The following is a 19,295-nucleotide window of genomic DNA, read 5'->3' on the forward strand; positions in this document are numbered from 1 at the left end:
TCAATCAGCAGTACTTTGGGCACATTATGCCAAAGTCAGCTATCTCTTCCATCCAGTGTCCCGGTTTGCAAAGTATCAGAACTTCTTTGCCGGGATGCGGAATATTACTCTATATAGTCCTTTTCTGCCCTTACAACACTGTATTTGCACAGCAAGAGGTACAAATCAAAGAAATAACAGCCACGCTTTCACCCAATTTTACAGCGGAAGACCTTGCTGAGCTGACTGAACAGCTTTCCTTTTATTTGAAACACCCTTTAGATCTCAATAGCGCAAGTCCTGAGCAGCTGAAAGAACTGTTTTTTCTTTCTGCCCTGCAAATCAGCAATTTTTTCACCCATATCCGGCTTACGGGAAAGCTAAAGGATGTGCTGGAACTTCAGGCTGTAACTGGTTTTGATGTCACAACAATTACCAGGCTGCTCCCTTTTGTTACCGTGAAAGAAGAGCTGCCCCTGGATTTCAGTAAAGCCGGTAAAGGAGTCAGCGAACTTACCCTGAGATACGGACAGCTCCTGGAAAAACAGAAGGGTTATACTCAGCTTCCGGGAAGCAGGTATCTGGGTAGCCCCGGAAAAATACTGCTCCAGTACAGATACCATCTGAATGATCGGGCCGCGCTTTCTATGGTAGCCAAAAAGGATGCCGGGGAAAGCTTTTTCAGCGGCAACAGCAAAAGTGGTTTCGACTTTATTTCAGGAAGTCTTGCCTTGTATAAATCCGGTAGATTTAAAAAGATAATTGCAGGAGATTACAGCCTGCAGTTTGGCCAGGGTTTAAGCCTTTGGTCTGGTTCGTCTTTTGGCAAAGGTGATGATGTAGCAGGCATTGCCAAAAAGGATACTGGTCTTAAACCTTATACTTCTGCCAATGAGTATTCATTTTTCAGAGGCACAGGTGTAACTTATAAAGTTATAGAAAGCATTGATTTAACTACCTTTATATCACTCAGAAATTTAGATGCCAGTTTAACAAAATCTCCAGAAGGGGATTACCAGTTATCAGCGATCAGCACCAGTGGTTTACACCGCACTGCTGCCGAAAACGAGCACAAAGGGAAGCTTGGGTTATTACTTTACGGAGCGGCCGTCACTTATAATAAGCACAGTTTAGATCTCGGGTTTACTGCCTATCATTCGAGCTATCAGCAGGAATTTATCACAGGTAATCAGCGTTACAAAAAGTATAATTTCAGTGGCCGGGAACTGACGAACCTCGGGTTTCATTACAATTATACTTTCCGGAATATTTACTTTTTTGGTGAAGTGGCGCATAGCATCCCCGGCGGTACCGCAGTTCTCACCGGGGCCATGGCCAGTTTGTCTCCGCGCGTCTCTGCTGTAGTTCTTGTCCGTAATTATGAGAAAGAGCATGTCAGCTTTTACAATAAGGCAGCTGGAGAAGGAAGTACAGCGGCCAATGAAAAAGGGGTTTATGCTGGTTTCCATATCAATGTGACCAAAAAGTGGACTTTATCAGCCTATGGAGACCTTTTTTGGTTCCCATGGGCAAAGTATAGAATTGATGAAGCGTCTGCTGGATATGAATTAAACGCAAGGATCAGCTTTAAACCGGATAAGATGTTTAAAGCGCTGCTGAGTTATCAAACCAAACAGAGCCAACAGAACGAAGGTTCAGGCAAACCTGTAAACCCAATAGCTGACCTCAGGAAGGATAACTGCAGACTGGAAGGTAATTTCACGTTCAACAGGAAAATAACTCTGCAAAGCCGCTTTGAACTGACCCGTTATCAAAAAGGAACTGTTAGTGCTGAGTATGGATATATGTTTTATCAGGATGTAGCTTACCACCCGATGTCTTCCAGGGTTTCAGCAAATCTCAGACTGGCTTTTTTTCACACGCCCTCTTATAATAGCAGGATCTATGCTTATGAAGATGATGTGCTGCATGGTACGGGTTCGGGCGTTTACAGCGGCGAAGGAATCAGGTCTTATTTTAACCTGAGTTATAACTTATCCAGGCAGCTCAGGGTATGGGGTAGGTATGCTGTATATGTGTATCCGGGAATGGAAAAAACAGGTTCGGGATTAGAAGAAATAGCTGGTAGCAGGAAGTCTGAAATCAAGCTTCAGCTGCGTTATCAGTTCTAAATGCGGATCCGGCAAAACATCAGTATTTTCGGTAAAATTCTGCTCCCATTTTGCATAGGAATATGGGTTTTGCAGGCAGCAGAGAATACCAAATTAAATTTGCCCATACTCATATTGGCAATTTTCGTCTTTATTTTATCATTAATAATCAATTCTTTATACAGATTACTTAAAGTTTATAATTACAAGAGGCTGCTGGCAATTTTAATTAACCTGCTCTTTTTCAGCTTAGGATTACTTTGCTATTCTAACGCAAATCTGTTTGAAAATCCGAACAACTTTTCCAACCAGCAGGCAGATTTCCTGAAGATTTCCATAGCGGACGAGCCGCAGCAACAGGGCTCGGTTTTAAGATTCAAAGCCAAGGTCCTTGCCTCCTATACCGGGCATCATAAACAGCGGGCATCTGGCTATTTACTGGTTGCGCTGCCTTCAGATTCAGCGCAGCCAGCCCGGCTTCATTACGGAGAAAATTACTATATCCCGGCGCACTATAAAGGGATAGCGCCTCCTTATAATCCCGCAGAGTTTGACTTCAGATCCTGGCTGGCTATGCAAAATATCCGCCACCAGATCTTCCTCCGGCCAGCAGAACTGATCACTGCAAATGCAGCTACAGGAATAGCTTTGATCAGCTTTGCACTGGAACTACGAAAACGCCAGGTAGAGCTTTATAGAAACCTGATTAAAGATGACAATGCTTTTGCGGTCGCCTGCACCTTAATCCTAGGCTACCGGGCAGATTTAAGCGCAGAAACCTTAACAGCCTATTCAAAAACGGGAACTATTCACGCACTCTCAGTTTCAGGGATGCACGTGGGGATTATTTACCTGGTGCTGAACTGGGCGTTAAGCTGGATGGACAGGAAAGTCTGGCTAAAATGGAGCAAAGTACTGCTCCTGTTCATCCTGATCTGGGGTTATGCGGTATTAACCGGCTGTTCTGCTTCGGTTTTACGTTCTGCAATTATGCTGAGTATATTCATCCTTTCCAGGTCTGTTCAGAACCAGGCAAACAGTTACCAGGTATTATACTTTTCAGCTTTCTGCCTGCTCGTGTACAATCCTTTTTTCTTGTGGGATGTGGGCTTTCAACTCTCTTACTCTGCAGTACTGGGCTTGATTTATTTACAACCAAAATTAGAACGGCTCCTGAGTTTCCAATCGTTTTGGTTAAGAAAGCTCTGGAGTTTGATTTGCCTTTCCATTGCAGCGCAACTCTTGACTTTCCCGCTGAGCAGTTATTATTTTCACCAGTTCCCTGTATATTTTATGGTAAGCAACTTGTTCATTGTACTTCCAGTTACACTTTTGATGTACATAGGTATGCTACTCTTATTGTTCCGCTTATACTGGATAGCCCCGCTGTTTGAGTGGCTGATTATTTTCATGAACCGCGGACTGGAAAAAATTGCAGCTCTCCCCTACTCCAATATCAATATGATCTGGTTTACAAAAACTGAGCTCATTTTACTTTGCCTGTTCCTGCTGCTGCTCTGCATTGCGCTGCAACAAAAGAACAAATACTATCTTCTGCTTTCGGTATTGGTTTCAGCCTATTTTCAAGCGTTGCTTGTCAAGGATGAACTCGATGCTGCAAGACAACAAAAGATCATCCCTTTTATTTTAAACAAAAATTATGCGGTCGCTTTTATCAGTTCCGATCAGGCCATTCTGGTGACTGATTTACAACCGGGCGACCAGGCTTTTAAATTCCATATTCAGCCTGCACTGGATCAATTGAAGATCCGGGAAACCACCTGTTTGAAATGGAAGGAAAATTGCACCACAAAAAATCTTCAGATCAGGGATCATCAACTCGTTTTCAGGAATTTCAGGGTATTATTACTGGATAGTGCTTTCAATAACCAGAGTATTAAAGGAAAACCAGTCTTTGATGCCATCTGGGTCCATGGGGAACCGCAGGTAACAATAGAGGGGCTGAGAACAGCTGTCGCTTTCCAGAAAATATGGATAGATGCAACCAATAGGAATTACACCATTCAGGGCTACCAGAAAGATACTACAAAATTTAGCAAATCAACGCTGGTTTTAAAACCCGGGTTCCGCTAGCCCACAGGATTCATAATTTTAAACTGCTCAATCCAGCCCTGTTCAAAATTACTATCCTGATATTTAGCTCCAAATTCTTCTGGCGTATACCACATCGCGGTATCCGGCTCATAGATCCAGCAATTTTGACGCAGTGCTTCCTTAATAAGTACAATCACGTCGATAAAATGCCCTTGCTGTTGTTGTTCATTAGTGAATGAATCCATCATAGTTTTTTTAGGTCATCTTAGTGGTGCTCACAAAGTAATCCTTTGCAATAGTGCCGAATAGAATAAAAACAAACCTGAATTTATAAGATTTAACACCAAACTGAATTAAAAACTGAACCAGATAAGGTTCTATGGCCTGTAAGAATACATTGCAGTAATCACCCGGCTGATTGACGATTTGCTTGGTCCTGTATCCTTCACTGAGTTTGTTCAGGTTAACTTTTACAGAACTATCTTCATCGACATTAAAGAAATCTCCGGCTGTAACCGACCAGCTTGAAGATTGACTGTTTTGCACCCATTGGTTCAGGTGATTGTTCAATTGTTTATTAAATTCTTTTTCCATAGCACAACAAAATTATGCTAATATTTTTAGTAAAACAAATAGAATTGAAAGTTTTTGCAGTAAATAACTTAAGCTGATTTATTTATCAGCAGCTGAAATATACCGTTTCTTTGCATTATTTTTTATTTACTTTTGAATAAAATAAGCCTCCTATTCTACATGACATCACCCCTGGTATTATACACAGTAGCTGACCGTATCGCTACGATCTCACTGAACCGCCCTGATAAACGCAATGCTTTTAGCCCGGAACTGGTTAGTTCTTTAACGGAGACTTTATTACAAGCATCTGATGACGAAGAAGTAAAAGTGATCATTTTAAAGGCCATTGGCCCGGTTTTCAGTGCTGGTGCTGACCTTGCTTACCTACAGCAGTTACAAAACAACACCCATGAAGAGAATGTTCAGGATAGCGAAAATCTGAAGACATTATTCACAACAATCTATTATTTACCAAAGGTGGTCATTGCACAGGTTGAAGGACATGCTATTGCTGGCGGATGTGGGCTGGCAACGGTTTGTGACGTTACTTTCGCTGTTCCTGAAGCTAATTTCGGCTATACAGAAGTAAAACTTGGTTTCGTTCCCGCAATCGTTTCTTGCTTTCTGATGCGTAAAACCAGCGAAACAATTGCCAAAAAGATACTGCTGACAGGCGATTTATTCTCTGCAGCGGAAGCACTGGCCTATAATTTGATTACTTATGTAACAAATAAGGATGAAATTAGTCAGAAGGTACAGGATTTTGCGCAAAAGCTTTGCAATGAAACCTCCGGAAATGCCTTGATGGTCACTAAACAGCTTATTGGTCAGACTACTAATCCTGAACTGGAAAAGAGCCTGAATTTAGCGGTACAAATTAATGCAAGAGTCAGGGAGAGTGATGCCTTTAAGAAAGGGATAGCCTCGTTTCTCAGCAAGGAAAAAATTAAATGGTAAACTATTAAAAACTAAAAAATATGTTAAAGTCGATTAAAACAAGTGTACTAGCTGTCATATTAATCAGCACAGCTGTGATAGCACATGCACAGAAAAAAGTAAATGAGGGTACACTGACCTATGGTATTACTTATGAGCTGACTGCAGAACAGCAGTCTATGGCTTCACAGTTACCTGCAGAGACTAAATTAAAATTCAATGGAAACCTGTTAAAAATAGAAATGCAGCAAGGACCTGCAAAAATCACTATTATTTCGGACGGTGTTCAGAAAAACGGATTGGTATTAGTTGATGTACCTCCTATCCAAAAACAATATGCAGTAAAAACTACAAAAGAGGAAAGTGAGCAGACTATGGGCAAACCTCCTGTTTTAAGTGATTTCAAAGCTACTGGTGAGAAATTAAAAATAGGAAACTATAACACAGAGAAATATACTTACAAGGATGATAAAGGTGCTGCTTTTGAGCTATGGGCAACGAATGATATTCAATTGCCGGAAGGAATCATTGGCGAAGAATTCAAAGCTTTAAAAGGTACGCCTATCAAATTTACACGTGTACAAAACGGCGTGAAAGCAGTTTTAACGATCACTTCGGTGGCTGAAGATAAAGTTGGCCCAATTACATTAGATGTTCCTGCAGCTTATGAAGTAACTACAATGGATGCTTTAAGAGCAATGGGTGGTCAATAACACTTCAAAATAAATAACAGGCCCTCTGATGAAGCATTTTAATGCGGATCAGAGGGCCTTTGTATTTTAATAGCGATGTACTTTAAAGGAAACAAACAATGTATTACATTTGAATTGCCGGAAAGATCAGAAAGCCAGCAAAAAAAGTAATTAAACCACTCAATCAAATGGAGCGAAAACTCATTATTTTAAAATTGTCTATTGCCCTGTTTATCACATCCTTCGCTGTTCCGGCAGCCAATGCTCAATATAAAAAAGAAGGAATCAACTGGACGAAAGATGGGAATGGCTATTACCAGAATTCCTATATGGGAATTGATGTAGTTACCTTACCTAAAAGTGAAACTAAAACCTTAATCAGCAGCGCACTACTTACTCCATCGGGCCAGAATCAGCCTTTGCAAATTAAAGATTTTGCACTTTCTGCAGACGGAACCAAAGCGCTGATTTATACCAACAGCAAAAAAGTATGGCGTTATGAAACCAGGGGAGATTACTGGCTGGCCGACCTGACTACCAATAAACTGGTACAAATCGGAAAAGATAAACCGGCTTCTTCTCTGATGTTTGCCAAGTTATCTCCGGATGCAAGCAAAGTTGCTTATGTCAGCGGCCATAATATCTATGTCGAAGACCTGAAAACCGGGACCAGTAAAGCGCTGACCACAGATGGTACAGCCAGACTGATCAATGGAACGTTTGATTGGGTATATGAAGAAGAATTCGATTGCAGAGACGGTTTCAAATGGAGCCCTGACGGAGCTTCTATTGCTTATTGGCAGATTGATGCTAAAAAGATCAAAAACTTTCTCATGATCAACAATACGGATTCTATTTATCCTTATACCGTACCCGTGGAGTACCCTATCGTTGGAGAAGATCCTTCGTCTTGTAAAATTGGTATAGTCAATGTAAGCACTGCACAAACTACATGGTTAAAAGTACCTGGTGATGCGATACAGAATTATATCCCGAGAATGGATTGGGTACCGAATACAAACGACGTAATTTTACAGCAACTAAACAGAGAACAAAATACCAGCCGTGTATTTGTTGCCAATACGCAATCAGGCTCGGTAAATAACATTTATACAGAAACTGATAAAGCCTGGATTGATGCTGCTCCGGAATGGCAATGGATTAACAATGGAAAAGAGTTTATCTGGCCAAGTGAAAAGGACGGATGGCGACACCTTTACCGGATTAGTAAAGATGGTAAAAAACAAACGCTGATTACTAAAGGTAATTATGATGTTATTGAAAGCAGCCTGGTAGACGAGAAGAATAACACAGTTTATTTCCTGGCATCACCAGCAAATGCGACACAAAAATATTTGTACAAAACAAAACTGGATGGTAAAGGCCAGTTAGATCAGGTTACTCCTTCTGTTTTCCCCGGAACACATGAATATGATATTTCCCCAAACGGAATTTTTGCCAAACACACTTATCAGAGTGCAAACATAGCGCCTATCAGCGAATGGATGAAACTGGATTCGGGTAATCCTTTCACGATGGAAGGAAGCCTGACTAACCAGATGGCAAGAATCCGCCAGCCGAAAAACAAAGTAGAGTTTTTCAAAATCAAAACTGAAGACGGCGTAGAGTTGGATGGCATGATGAAAAAACCAGATAATTTTGACCAGACTAAGAAATATCCGGTTTTATTTTATGTTTATGGTGAGCCAGGTGCACAAACAGTATTGGATACCTATGGAGTCGGTAATAATTTCTTATACGAAGGAAATATGTTTCAAGATGGCTACATCTATATTTCTATTGAAAACAGAGGCACACCAGCGCCTAAAGGACGTGAATTCCGTAAATCTATCTACAAAAATATCGGCGTTTTAAATATCCATGACCAGGCAATGGCTGCAAAAAAGATTATAGAATGGCCTTTTGTAGATAAAAACAGAGTTGCAGTATGGGGATGGAGCGGAGGCGGTTCATCAACACTGAACCTGATGTTCCAGTATCCTGAAATTTACAAAACCGGTATTGCTATTGCAGCAGTGGGCAATCAGCTTACTTATGATAATGTTTATCAGGAACGTTATATGGGTTCTCCATTAAAAACCAAGGAAGCTTATATTAAAGGTTCACCGATTACCAATGCCAAAAACTTACAAGGAAATTTATTATATATCCATGGAACAGGTGATGACAATGTACATTATCAAAATGCAGAAATGCTGATCAATGAACTTATTAAGTACAACAAAGTATTTCAGATGATGTCATACCCGAACCGTACACATGATATTTCTGAAGGTGATGGGACCAGGCAACATCTTTCTAAAACTTATACGAAGTTCCTGCAAACTTACTGTCCTCCGGGAGGTAAATAAACCAGTCTTTTAATTTTAGAGCCCCTTATTTGTTTAACAGATAAGGGGCTTTTATTTTTTATGCACCCTGCCCGATATTGATCATTAATCCTCCGTCCATCACATAAGTACTTCCGGTCACATAATTCGCTTCTTCGGAAGCCAAAAATAGAGCCAGGTAAGCAATTTCTTCTGGTCTGCCTGCTCTGCCCAGTGGAATATGCTGCTCTGCTTTTTCTCTGATTTTTGGATCATCAACAGCTTTCTGATTCATTGCAGTCAAAATCATACCTGGTGCTATATTATTGACATTAATTCCAAATTTACCGACTTCTAACGCAATGGTGCGCATCAGATTCTTTATGCCAGCTTTAGAGGCATTGTAATCGCCATTTCCCGGTGCATTGATCTCTTCATGAACGGAAGAAATATTAATAATCTTACCAGGTTTACTTATGCCTTTGCGGTGCTGAATAAACTTCCTGCTACAGAAAAATGTTCCGTATAGGTTTGTTTTAATAGTCTTGTCAAAAGTTTTTGTATCCATTTCATCAATAGGAATTCCTGAACCGTTTACACCTGAATTATTCACCAGAATATCAATTCCTCCAAATTCTTTGATAATTGCCTCCATTTTTGTCTCCACGTCCTGTTCATCACTTACATCAAATTCAATTAATGAAGCTTTTCCGCCATGCACTTTTACAGCTTTCAGCGCCTCCTGCCCCCTTTCTTCATTGCTATGATAGCAAACCACTACGTTTGCCCCGTTTTTAGCGAACTCAATCGCAATTGCACGTCCAATTCCAGAGTCTGATCCGGTTACCAATGCAATTTTGTTTTCCAGTTTCTTCATGATCTATAGTTATAAGCTGTTCGTGTTTATTAAGGTCAGCCTCCTAAGTAACCACAAAAATCAAGATATGTTTTAGCACTAAAACTTTACAGATAACCATTTGTTGTAACATCCATGGCATTAATTTCGTTCACAAATAAGGGTATATTCTGTAAACAGGGAGGTTTTTACATTGATCCCTGGCAGCCCGTAGATCTGGCTGTAACGACTCACGGGCACGCAGATCACGTGAAGTTTGGTAATAAAGCATATTTATGCCATGAACTGACTAAACCAGTTTTACTGCATCGTCTGGGTGCAGATTTACCTGTCCAGACCTTACCTTATTACAAGGAAATCACAATCAATGGTGTTAAATTAAGTCTTTTTCCTGCCGGACATGTGATTGGCTCTGCCCAGGTAAGATTGGAATACAAGGGTGAAATTTGTGTGATTTCCGGAGATTACAAAGTAGAATATGATGGGATCAGCACTGCTTTTGAACCTGTAAAATGCCACACTTTTGTCTCCGAGAGTACTTTTGGCCTGCCTATTTATAAGTGGCTGCCACAAGAAGAAGTCTTTGGAAAAATAAGAAACTGGGTTTCAGATAACCATGACCAGTTAAAAACGAGCGTTTTGATTGCTTATAGTTTAGGAAAGGCGCAAAGGCTGATTAAAAATCTTGCTGGTGATCAAAAGATCTATGTGCATCAATCCATTGCCAACTTAAATGAAGGCTTTATCAAAGCTGGTGTTGACCTCCCGGAAACGATCAGGATTACGCCTGATCTCAAAAAAGAAGAACTTCAAAAAGGAATAGTAATTGTCCCTCCTGCGCTTGCAGATGGCAAATGGATGAAGAGTTTAATGAGCGCTTCTACCGGGATTTGTTCCGGGTGGATGCAGGTAAGAGCAGGGCGCAGGTGGCAGTCTGCCGATGCTGGTTTTGCATTGAGCGACCACGCAGACTGGCCAGGCTTATTAACTGCGATCAAAGCTACAGAAGCTGAAAAGGTATTTGTAACCCATGGGTTTGTGTCTACATTTTCCAGATACCTTAATGAAATTGGAATAGAAGCAGAAGAAGTAACTACACGCTACGGAAGCGAAGAAGACGAAGAAATCATAAAAGAAGCATAATTTGAAACGGTTTACGGAATTGATACAGCAGCTGGAAACCAGCAATAAGACTAACGACAAAATCGCGGCCCTGGTAAGCTATTTCAGTACGGCTGATGAAAAGGACAAGCCTTATGTAATTGCGATGTTCACTGGCAAAAAGCCACGCAGACCGGTTACTACCGCATTGATCCGGGAATGGGCCATTGAACTGAGCGACATTCCGGCCTGGCTATTTGCAGAAAGTTACCATAGTGTTGGCGATTTAAGTGAAACCATTGCTTTGGTACTTCCGCCTGCTAAACATGTTACAGACCGCAAACTGCATGAATGGATTACAGATCTTGCTTTAATCAGCAACAAGGATGATGCTGCCAAAAAGGAGTTTATTCTGCAGTCGTGGGATAGCCTGGATACCCGGGAGCGTTTTATCTTTAATAAATTAATTTCCGGAAATTTCAGAATCGGGGTATCTAATAAGATGCTCGTAAATGCGTTAGCTAAACAAAGTGATACTGACAGTAATAAAATTATGCACAGTATTATGGGCAAATGGACTCCTGCAGAAATCACTTACCAGGAGTTGATTAATGGTGCCCATGTGAATACTGATAATTCATGGCCATATCCTTTTTGCCTGGCTTATGCGCTGGATAGCACACCAGAAAATCTGGGTGAAACTATGGCATGGCAAGCAGAGTGGAAATGGGACGGTATCCGTGGTCAGATCGTGAAGCGAAATGGCGAACTATTCATCTGGTCCAGAGGGGAAGAACTGGTGACGGATCAGTTCCCTGAATTACATTTCCTGAAGGATGACCTGCCAGATGGAACAGTAATAGATGGAGAAATTCTTTCGGTTAAAGATGGAAGTGTACAAGCTTTCAGTATCCTGCAGCAACGGCTAAACAGGAAAACTATTCATAAGTCACAGTTAAAGGATGCCCCAATAGGCTTTTACTGTTACGATGTTCTGGAATTTCAAGGTCAGGACATCAGAACCTCTCCTTTGTCGGCAAGAAGAAAAATTCTGGTGGATATTATTACGGCACTTCAAATCAAAGATGTGGCAATCCTCTCCCCTGTTATTGATTTCAATGATTGGGAGCAATTGGCGGAAATCAGAAAAGAGTCAAGGGCGAATAACAGTGAAGGCATTATGCTGAAAAAACTGGATTCTCTTTACCATAGCGGCCGTAAACGTGGCGATTGGTGGAAATGGAAGATTAACCCGTATACTGTTGATACCGTCATGATTTATGCGCAGAAAGGAAGTGGCCGCCGGGCAAACCACTTTACGGATTACACCTTTGCTGTTAGGGATGGGGAGCAGTTAATTACAATTGCCAAAGCTTATTCGGGTTTAACAGATATAGAGATTAAAGAGGTGGATAGTTTTGTCAGAAAAAATGCGATAGAGAAGTTTGGCCCTGTAAGGACAGTAAAGCCTGAACTGGTATTTGAAATTGCATTTGAAGGAATTGCTGAGAGTAAAAGACATAAAGCTGGCCTGGCTTTACGCTTCCCGCGTATCGCCCGCTGGCGGAAAGACAAAAATGCTTCAGAAATTAATACGCTGGACGATTTAAGACAGTTGTTAGCTTCAACGTTATCAAACGAATTATGATACTGGAAAAGAGTACAGGTTATAAAAAAGTAATCAAATGGTTAAAGAGCAATAAAAAAAAGCCCTTTAAGTTCCAGACTGATGCCTGGCAATATTATGCGGAGGGTTATAGCGGATTAGTAAATGCACCAACAGGTTTTGGAAAGACATTTTCCCTGTTTCTGGCGGTCGTGATTGATGAATTGAATACACAGTTACCTGTTAAAGCCAGCGCAGTAAAAAGGAGCGCGGTGCAAAATAGCGCAGTAAAAAGTAACCTGGTGCAAAGCAGCGCGGCAAAAAAAAGGAAAAAGAGTACGGGGCTTAAACTTATTTGGATTACCCCTTTACGCTCTTTAGCTAAGGATCTGGCCAGAGCCATGCGCGAAGTTTGCCTGGAACTGGAAATCGACTGGCAGGTAGGCGTGCGTAATGGCGATACCCCTCAAAATGAAAAACTGAAGCAGAAAAAGCAAATGCCGGAAGTTTTAATTATCACTCCTGAAAGCATGCACCTTTTACTTGCACAGAAAAACAGTTTGAGTTACTTTGAAGATTTACAATGTATAGTTGCAGACGAATGGCATGAGCTATTGGGAAGTAAGCGCGGGGTGATGGCAGAACTCGCTATTTCCAGAATCAAAGGTCTGGTAAAAGAAAAACATCCTGAAAGGCTGCTGAGAGTCTGGGGAATTTCGGCAACTATCGGAAATATGGCGGAGGCGCTTGATGTACTGGTTCCTGATCAGGACGTTTTAAAAACTACAGTCGTTGCTGATATAGAAAAAAAGATACAGATTAAATCTATCCTGCCTGACCATATTGATATGTTGCCCTGGGCGGGTCACCTGGGCCATAAACTGGCGCATAAATTATTGCCCATTATTGAAAAGAGCAAAACCACTTTAATCTTCTGCAATACCCGCGGACAAGCTGAACTCTGGTATCAGAATTTACTGAAGCTTGATGAAAACCTCGCAGGACAAATCGCTATTCATCATGGGTCAATAGATTATGAGTTGCGCAACTGGATTGAAGAAGCGATTCATACCGGAGTATTGAAAGCGGTAATCAGCACTTCTTCCCTCGATCTTGGTGTAGATTTTAAACCTGTAGATACCGTCGTTCAAATTGGTTCTCCTAAAGGGGTTGCCCGGTTTCTGCAGCGCGCCGGACGTAGCGGGCACTCCCCTTTTGAGACTTCGAAGATTTATTTTTTGCCTACTCATGCACTGGAACTGGTCGAAGCCGCAGCGATTAAAGAGGCAGCGAGGACACAGAATATTGAAAGCCGGCAACCTGTAGTGATGGCCTTCGATACGCTGATTCAATATATGGTCACGTTAGCTGTTGGTGATGGATTTGATGATCAGAAATTATATAATGAGGTCAAAAACACATTTGCCTTCAGAGAGCTGGAACTTGCAGAGTGGAATTGGATGATGCAGTTCATTACTACAGGAGGTGATAGTTTAACGGCTTATACCGAGTTCAGCAAAGTAGAAAAAGAGGACGGTTTATGGAAAGTTAAGAGCAGACAGGTGGCTATGCGCCATCGTTTGCATATCGGGACAATTGTCAGCGATGCGATGATTAAAGTCAAATATCTGACGGGCGGTTATGTGGGTATGCTTGAAGAGTCATTTATGGCTAAAATGAAACCTGGTAATAGTTTCACCTTAGCGGGCAGGGTGCTCGAATTTGTGATGGTCAAGGAAATGACTGTCTTGGTACGTAAAAGTAAACTCAAAAGTGCAATTACACCGAGCTGGATGGGTGGGAGAATGTCTTTAACAGCCAACCTTGGTGCAATTTTGAGGAAAAAGTATAATGAAACATTGGATAAAACCCACGAGGATGAAGAGCTTGATATTATTCTTCCGCTATTTGAAAGACAGGCAAAGGTTTCGCATGTCCCTAAAGATGATGAGTTCCTGATCGAATTGATTAAAACAAGGGATGGCTACCATTTTTTTGCTTACCCTTTTGAAGGCAGGCAAGTGCATGAGATCATGGCAGCCCTGATTGCTTATCGGTTGGGTAAAGTAAAACCAATAAGTTTTTCCATTGCGATGAACGACTACGGTTTTGAGCTGCTCAGTGAACAACCTATTCCTTTGGATGAAGAAAATATTAAAGTACTCTTTAGTCCCGCTAATTTGGGGGAAGATATTGTAGCAAGTATTAATGCGACCGAAATGGCAAGACGGAAGTTCAGAGATATTGCCTGCATTTCAGGCTTAGTCTTTCAGGGTTATCCGGGTAAGTATGTTGCGAACAAACATTTGCAATCTTCTTCCTCTTTATTTTTCAATGTCTTTAGTGATTATGATAAACATAACTTATTATTGCGTCAGGCTTATGATGAAGCATTTTATCAGCAAATTGAAGAACCGAGGCTTGCCGCAGCATTACATAGAATACAGGCTAGTAAAGTAATCATTGTCAAAGCTGAAAGTTATACGCCTTTATGTTTCCCGATCAAAGTGGATAGCCTGAGGGAAAATATGAGTACGGAAGAATTGGGAGAACGGATAGCAAGAATGACTGCTGAGGCAGATAAAAAGCAGACCACACGCAGTAAAAAATGATCATTACTATTAAAGGAGAAGAGCTGGTACTAAGTCAGCAAAGAGCAATTTACTGGACGAGCAAAAAGATGCTGATTATCAGTGACCTGCATCTGGGTAAAGGTGCTCATTTCAGAAAAGCAGGTATTCAGATACCTGTCACACTCAATACGGCAGACCTGAATAAGTTAACGGAATTAATCAATGAGTTTTCACCTGATAGTTTACTGATTACAGGTGATATGTTTCATCATCAAATGAATAGTGAAGCGGAGCTTTTCCGGCAATGGAGATTACAGTATCCGGGGTTGAAGATTATCCTGATCAAAGGGAACCATGATCGGTTAAAGCCTGGAGATTATTTAGGTTTAGGAATTGAAACCTATCAAAAAGAACTTTTATATGCACCGTTCAGGTTTATACACGATCAGCCGGAAATTAGTGATGAATACTATAATATCACTGGACATATTCATCCGGGGGTAACGATCTACGGAAAAGCACGTCAGCTGATGAGATTACCTTGTTTTTATTTCGGTAAAAACTGCGCAATTCTGCCTGCTTTCAGTGTCTTTACAGGTTTAAGTAAAGTTAAGGCTGAAAAGGGTGATTTATTTTATGCGATTACACCAGAAAGGGTAATCCTGATTGATCAGGTAAAGTAACGTTGGTCTGATTACGTAAAATCAGGCTGGTTTAATCAGAGGATCTCCCCTATGATTAAACCAGCCTGAATATTATAACCTAATCCGCAGATTCAGCGATCAGTGAAAGCAGCATATTAACTACCGTTTTATCAGTTTTAAAAGTTACATCACTTTCTTTCAGTTCATTCAAATCAATCCAGCGGAAAGATTGTAAAGTTTCAGGATCAAAATCAAGGGCTTCTGTTTTGAATTTCATCGTTAAGGCATTTACTTCCCTAACCAGGTAATAAATACTAATGATCTGACTATCGTTGAAAGATGATTTTTCGTAAAAATCTGTCGTGTAGAAATGACTTAAGACTTCTATCTCAGCATTACATTCTTCCATAAATTCACGTTTTAGTGCATCAATAAGGCCTTCACCATATTCTAATCCACCACCTGGAAACTTGCTGAAGCTTCGTCCTCCTGATTGTTCGTCGCTCAACAATAGCTGATTATCTGCATTGATTAAAAGACCGTAAACTCTTACATTAAAATAACTCATGGTTGAAATGTTTGTTTTGCTGATATATATATATAGCTACCTGAATCTAAATAAACACGAGGTTTTCATGGCGCAAATCTTTCCTGCAGGCAGCTAATAAGGGGACAAATATAAACAAACATATCACCCATGCTATGATAAAAGCATTTTTAAGTGAGTTCACAATGATGTGTTCAAACACGAGAAGAGATTAAACTTTAATATTAAATAATATATCAATTATATTAATTTATTTAATATTAGTTTTATTTTTGATCACTGATTTATTGAAACTATATTATGAAAAGACTATTATTTCTTATTTTTTTGTTCCCATTTATCTTACGCGCACAAACTGACACAGTAAATACCTTCGTATTCCCTGGAATTCAGGATAGTATACCCGGAACCTCTTTAATTTTAAAGAACAACATCCTGCTTTTTCAAAAAGTTTACTCTTCAGCGTTAAACAAAGAAGAACTTGCCAGCGCATTAAGATCTTTTCTGCCAACAGTGAATAGTTTTGAACTATCCGATGTTACGAATCAGACGACTTATCAGTTGAAAGGAAAAATCTCAAACTACTTTGTAAATTTCTTGAAGTATGGAGACGGATACCGTGGAGTAGCATACCTGATATATTTTCCTTTGAACGCAGATGTATTGATCCAGATTAAAGACAAAAAGTATAGAGTAACTATATCAAATCTAATAGTCCAGCAATATTATGAGAGTAGTATTATCAACAAAGACAATGCAGCGCTTGAATCATTTCTCACTAAGGATGACCGTTCTAAAATTCAAAAAAGCAATAAATTAATGAAGACGGCCCAATATATCAATTATGAGCTGACTACTTCATTCGACCTGAACTCAACCGCTAAAGTCACCGATGACTTTTAAGCATTTTAATATGGAATACCCTACTGGCTAAAATGCTTTTTATTTTTTGTAGTATTCTCTAAATTCCAGCCAATCTCTCCCGTAAAGGTTTCCTGTCTTACCTGACAATCTTTTAATTTGCAATAATTACAGCACTCTGGTAAACAGGGATCGGCATGTATAAATAGCTCTGTACTCCTATCAGCATTTCCGTTGATTAAATGATCAATTGATGAAATTTCAGTATGTACCTGGTTCAAATCATAATAATAAGGAAGTGTTAAGTGACAATCAATATGAAGGTCAGAACCGTACTGCTGTGCTCTTAAATTATGAACATCAATCCAGGAATTATGCCTGTTATCCTGCAAAATCTTCACAATAGTTTCAACCAGTTCCACGTTACTTTCATCCATTAAACCGCCTACAGATTTTCTGGTTAGCTTATATCCGCTATATACAATATAGAAACCCAGGAGAATAGAAATTACACTATCCAACCAGTAAATCTCCGTGACTTTGATCAAAAGGATACCCACTACCAAACCACCACTGGTAACCGCATCTGTCAGTAAATGTTTACCATCTGCTTCCAAAGTCAGTGAGCGGTGCTTTTTACCTGTATTGATTAAATAATAACCAACCAGCAGATTAATCACTCCGGTAATTCCAATAATGATAGCACCATCCAGCAGCTGATGAATTTCTCTTGGAACTACAAGGTCATAGCTGGATTTAAAAATGATAATCAGTCCGGCAACAGCAATCAGTACGCCTTCTACAAAGGCAGAGAAAAACTCCACTTTACCGTGGCCATAAGGATGATTTTCATCTTTAGGCAGGGTGGCCAGGTAGATACTGTAAAAAGCAAAACTACTCGCCAATACATTGACAATACTTTCGGCGGCATCTGTTAAAATTGCATTGGAATGTGTAATGAAGTATGCCCCGAATTTGGCCAGCATCAGCACAACGCTAATGCAGAGTGAAACGAGTATTGCTTTCTTTTTAGGCTGCAAAGGATTGATTTTAGCCCCAAAAATACAATTTCATAAGCAAAGAAGGTTATGTTCATTATTAAATCGATAATAAGACACCCCCTAAAATAAAAAATCAATAATTTGTATATTATAAGTTACTTTTTTTAGTGCCAAATTGCTACAGGTTTTTATATTTGCTTTCTTATAAGCGAATCATGACATTTTTATCGAAAAGAATCAATAACCTATCAGAATCACAGACCATTAAAATGGCAAAGCTGGGGAGAGAGCTCACCGCTAAAGGAATTGATGTAATTAATTTAAGCTTTGGAGAGCCTGACTTTTTTACACCAGAACATGTTAAGGAGGCCGCTAAAAAGGCGATCGATGAGAACTATTCTTATTATACTCCTGTATCAGGTTATCCTGAGCTGCGGAAGGCAATTGTTGAAAAGCTGAAGAATGAAAATGGATTAACTTATACTTTTGATCAGATTGTAGTATCAACAGGTGCAAAACAATCATTGGCCAATGCAGTGCTGTGTTTAGTGAACCCTGGAGAAGAAGTAATCGTACCTACTCCTTACTGGGTTTCGTACTCTGAAATGATTAAACTGGCAGAAGGTGAAACTGTTTTCATCAATGCAACAGTAGAGAATGAATTCAAAATCACTGCTGAGCAACTTGAAGCTGCTATTACTCCAAAATCAAAGCTTTTCATGTTTTCTTCACCATGTAATCCAACAGGATCGGTTTACAGCCATGAAGAATTAGCCAGCCTTGCAGCTGTGTTTGAAAAACACCCGAATATTTATATCATATCTGATGAGATTTACGAACATATCAACTTTGTAGATAAACACGCTTCGATTGCTTCTTTTGATTCAATCAAAGACCGCGTTATCATTATCAATGGTTTCTCAAAAGCCTATGCAATGACAGGATGGAGAGTAGGTTATATGGCTTCCAACACGGAGATCGCAAATGCTTGTGATAAATTACAAGGTCAGATTACTTCAGGAACTTCATCGATTTCACAACGCGCAGCCCTTGCAGCTTACCAAAGCAGCCTGGACAGTGTAGTTGAAATGAAAAATGAATTCAGAAAACGCAGAGACTTAGTTTATGGTTTACTGAAAGAAGTTCCGGGCATTAAGGTGAATCTTCCTGATGGAGCTTTCTATTTCTTCCCTGAAGTGAAAGAATACTTCGGAAAAAGCATCAACGGTAAAGTAATCACGAATGCTGAAGACTTATGTCTGTATTTATTAAACGAGGCACATGTATCAACTGTTACAGGTGAGGCTTTCGGTAATGAAGACTGTATCCGTATTTCTTATGCAGCAGCAGAAGAGCAATTGGTGAAAGCAGTATCAAGAATCAAAGAAGCACTATCTAAATTGAGCTAATTATATCAATTAGAAATT

General features: G+C 40.1%; 16 protein-coding genes. 11 read left to right on the forward strand and 5 right to left on the reverse strand.

The window, feature by feature from the left end:
• Positions 1–26 precede the first annotated feature (26 nt).
• A complete protein-coding gene (locus tag LY11_RS04475) occupies positions 27–2,111 on the forward strand; it encodes a helix-hairpin-helix domain-containing protein (RefSeq protein WP_245952601.1) in 2,085 nt (694 codons plus the stop codon).
• The gene (locus LY11_RS04480; RefSeq protein WP_111632521.1) at positions 2,112–4,184 is read left to right on the forward strand and encodes a ComEC/Rec2 family competence protein; all 2,073 of its coding nucleotides are present in this window, start codon (positions 2,112–2,114) and stop codon (positions 4,182–4,184) included.
• Here LY11_RS04480 and LY11_RS04485 read toward each other — a convergent pair.
• Entirely contained in the window at positions 4,181–4,393 is a 213-nt protein-coding gene (locus tag LY11_RS04485; RefSeq protein WP_111632522.1) for a hypothetical protein, read from the reverse strand. The two genes, LY11_RS04480 and LY11_RS04485, sit on opposite strands and share 4 nt — an antisense overlap.
• A gap of 7 nt (positions 4,394–4,400) precedes the next feature.
• Positions 4,401–4,739, reverse strand: a complete 339-nt coding sequence (locus LY11_RS04490; protein WP_111632523.1) for a hypothetical protein — start codon at positions 4,737–4,739, stop codon at positions 4,401–4,403.
• A 159-nt stretch (positions 4,740–4,898) separates the two neighbouring features.
• Here LY11_RS04490 and LY11_RS04495 point away from each other — a divergent pair, with 159 nt between their 5' ends.
• From LY11_RS04495 to LY11_RS04505, 3 genes are all read left to right on the forward strand, one after another.
• A complete protein-coding gene (locus LY11_RS04495; protein ID WP_111632524.1) occupies positions 4,899–5,678 on the forward strand; it encodes an enoyl-CoA hydratase/isomerase family protein in 780 nt (259 codons plus the stop codon).
• A gap of 20 nt (positions 5,679–5,698) precedes the next feature.
• Positions 5,699–6,370 carry a DUF4412 domain-containing protein gene (locus LY11_RS04500; protein WP_111632525.1) on the forward strand — a complete coding sequence of 224 codons (672 nt, stop codon included), beginning with the start codon at positions 5,699–5,701 and terminating at the stop codon, positions 6,368–6,370.
• Positions 6,371–6,537: 167 nt separating this feature from the next.
• Complete coding sequence (locus tag LY11_RS04505) at positions 6,538–8,721, forward strand: S9 family peptidase (protein WP_111632526.1); 2,184 nt, start codon at positions 6,538–6,540, stop codon at positions 8,719–8,721.
• Between the two features lie 58 nt (positions 8,722–8,779).
• Here LY11_RS04505 and LY11_RS04510 read toward each other — a convergent pair whose 3' ends face one another.
• Positions 8,780–9,556, reverse strand: coding sequence for an SDR family NAD(P)-dependent oxidoreductase (locus LY11_RS04510; protein ID WP_211321486.1), 777 nt, complete (start codon positions 9,554–9,556; stop codon positions 8,780–8,782).
• A gap of 114 nt (positions 9,557–9,670) precedes the next feature.
• On the opposite strand from LY11_RS04510, the gene LY11_RS04515 reads away from it, so the two are divergent.
• The 4 genes from LY11_RS04515 to pdeM are packed head-to-tail and all read left to right on the forward strand — an operon-like array spanning position 9,671 to position 15,498.
• A complete protein-coding gene (locus tag LY11_RS04515) occupies positions 9,671–10,678 on the forward strand; it encodes a ligase-associated DNA damage response exonuclease (protein ID WP_111632528.1) in 1,008 nt (335 codons plus the stop codon).
• A gap of 1 nt (position 10,679) precedes the next feature.
• Positions 10,680–12,284, forward strand: a complete 1,605-nt coding sequence (locus LY11_RS04520; protein ID WP_111632529.1) for an ATP-dependent DNA ligase — start codon at positions 10,680–10,682, stop codon at positions 12,282–12,284.
• The gene (locus LY11_RS04525; RefSeq protein WP_111632530.1) at positions 12,281–14,854 is read left to right on the forward strand and encodes a ligase-associated DNA damage response DEXH box helicase; all 2,574 of its coding nucleotides are present in this window, start codon (positions 12,281–12,283) and stop codon (positions 14,852–14,854) included. The genes LY11_RS04520 and LY11_RS04525 overlap by 4 nt, the downstream gene beginning before the upstream one ends.
• Positions 14,851–15,498 (forward strand): ligase-associated DNA damage response endonuclease PdeM, encoded by a 648-nt coding sequence (gene pdeM, locus LY11_RS04530; protein ID WP_111632531.1) that lies wholly within the window; start codon positions 14,851–14,853, stop codon positions 15,496–15,498. Before LY11_RS04525 ends, pdeM begins: the two co-directional genes overlap by 4 nt.
• Before the next feature lie 79 nt (positions 15,499–15,577).
• Here pdeM and LY11_RS04535 read toward each other — a convergent pair whose 3' ends face one another.
• Complete coding sequence (locus LY11_RS04535; protein ID WP_111632532.1) at positions 15,578–16,027, reverse strand: NUDIX domain-containing protein; 450 nt, start codon at positions 16,025–16,027, stop codon at positions 15,578–15,580.
• Between the two features lie 279 nt (positions 16,028–16,306).
• Between LY11_RS04535 and LY11_RS04540 the strand changes: the two genes are divergently transcribed.
• On the forward strand, positions 16,307–16,909 hold the full coding sequence (locus LY11_RS04540; RefSeq protein WP_111632533.1) for a hypothetical protein: 603 nt from the start codon (positions 16,307–16,309) through the stop codon (positions 16,907–16,909).
• 20 nt (positions 16,910–16,929) lie between these two features.
• Here the strand turns inward: LY11_RS04540 and LY11_RS04545 are convergent, their stop codons facing one another.
• Positions 16,930–17,907, reverse strand: coding sequence for a cation diffusion facilitator family transporter (locus tag LY11_RS04545; RefSeq protein WP_111632534.1), 978 nt, complete (start codon positions 17,905–17,907; stop codon positions 16,930–16,932).
• Between the two features lie 176 nt (positions 17,908–18,083).
• On the opposite strand from LY11_RS04545, the gene LY11_RS04550 reads away from it, so the two are divergent.
• Positions 18,084–19,277 carry a pyridoxal phosphate-dependent aminotransferase gene (locus tag LY11_RS04550; RefSeq protein WP_211321487.1) on the forward strand — a complete coding sequence of 398 codons (1,194 nt, stop codon included), beginning with the start codon at positions 18,084–18,086 and terminating at the stop codon, positions 19,275–19,277.
• Positions 19,278–19,295: the final 18 nt, after the last annotated feature.

The organism is Pedobacter cryoconitis, assembly GCF_003259615.1.
Taxonomy (GTDB): domain Bacteria; phylum Bacteroidota; class Bacteroidia; order Sphingobacteriales; family Sphingobacteriaceae; genus Pedobacter; species Pedobacter cryoconitis.

Coding starts and splice junctions, on each gene's coding strand:
- LY11_RS04475 (WP_245952601.1), top strand. CDS start 27: ATGCCAAAGTCAGCTATCTCTTCCATCCAGTGTCCCGGTTTGCAAAGT.
- LY11_RS04480 (WP_111632521.1), top strand. CDS start 2,112: ATGCGGATCCGGCAAAACATCAGTATTTTCGGTAAAATTCTGCTCCCA.
- LY11_RS04485 (WP_111632522.1), bottom strand. CDS start 4,393: ATGATGGATTCATTCACTAATGAACAACAACAGCAAGGGCATTTTATC.
- LY11_RS04490 (WP_111632523.1), bottom strand. CDS start 4,739: ATGGAAAAAGAATTTAATAAACAATTGAACAATCACCTGAACCAATGG.
- LY11_RS04495 (WP_111632524.1), top strand. CDS start 4,899: ATGACATCACCCCTGGTATTATACACAGTAGCTGACCGTATCGCTACG.
- LY11_RS04500 (WP_111632525.1), top strand. CDS start 5,699: ATGTTAAAGTCGATTAAAACAAGTGTACTAGCTGTCATATTAATCAGC.
- LY11_RS04505 (WP_111632526.1), top strand. CDS start 6,538: ATGGAGCGAAAACTCATTATTTTAAAATTGTCTATTGCCCTGTTTATC.
- LY11_RS04510 (WP_211321486.1), bottom strand. CDS start 9,556: ATGAAGAAACTGGAAAACAAAATTGCATTGGTAACCGGATCAGACTCT.
- LY11_RS04515 (WP_111632528.1), top strand. CDS start 9,671: ATGGCATTAATTTCGTTCACAAATAAGGGTATATTCTGTAAACAGGGA.
- LY11_RS04525 (WP_111632530.1), top strand. CDS start 12,281: ATGATACTGGAAAAGAGTACAGGTTATAAAAAAGTAATCAAATGGTTA.
- pdeM (WP_111632531.1), top strand. CDS start 14,851: ATGATCATTACTATTAAAGGAGAAGAGCTGGTACTAAGTCAGCAAAGA.
- LY11_RS04535 (WP_111632532.1), bottom strand. CDS start 16,027: ATGAGTTATTTTAATGTAAGAGTTTACGGTCTTTTAATCAATGCAGAT.
- LY11_RS04540 (WP_111632533.1), top strand. CDS start 16,307: ATGAAAAGACTATTATTTCTTATTTTTTTGTTCCCATTTATCTTACGC.
- LY11_RS04550 (WP_211321487.1), top strand. CDS start 18,084: ATGACATTTTTATCGAAAAGAATCAATAACCTATCAGAATCACAGACC.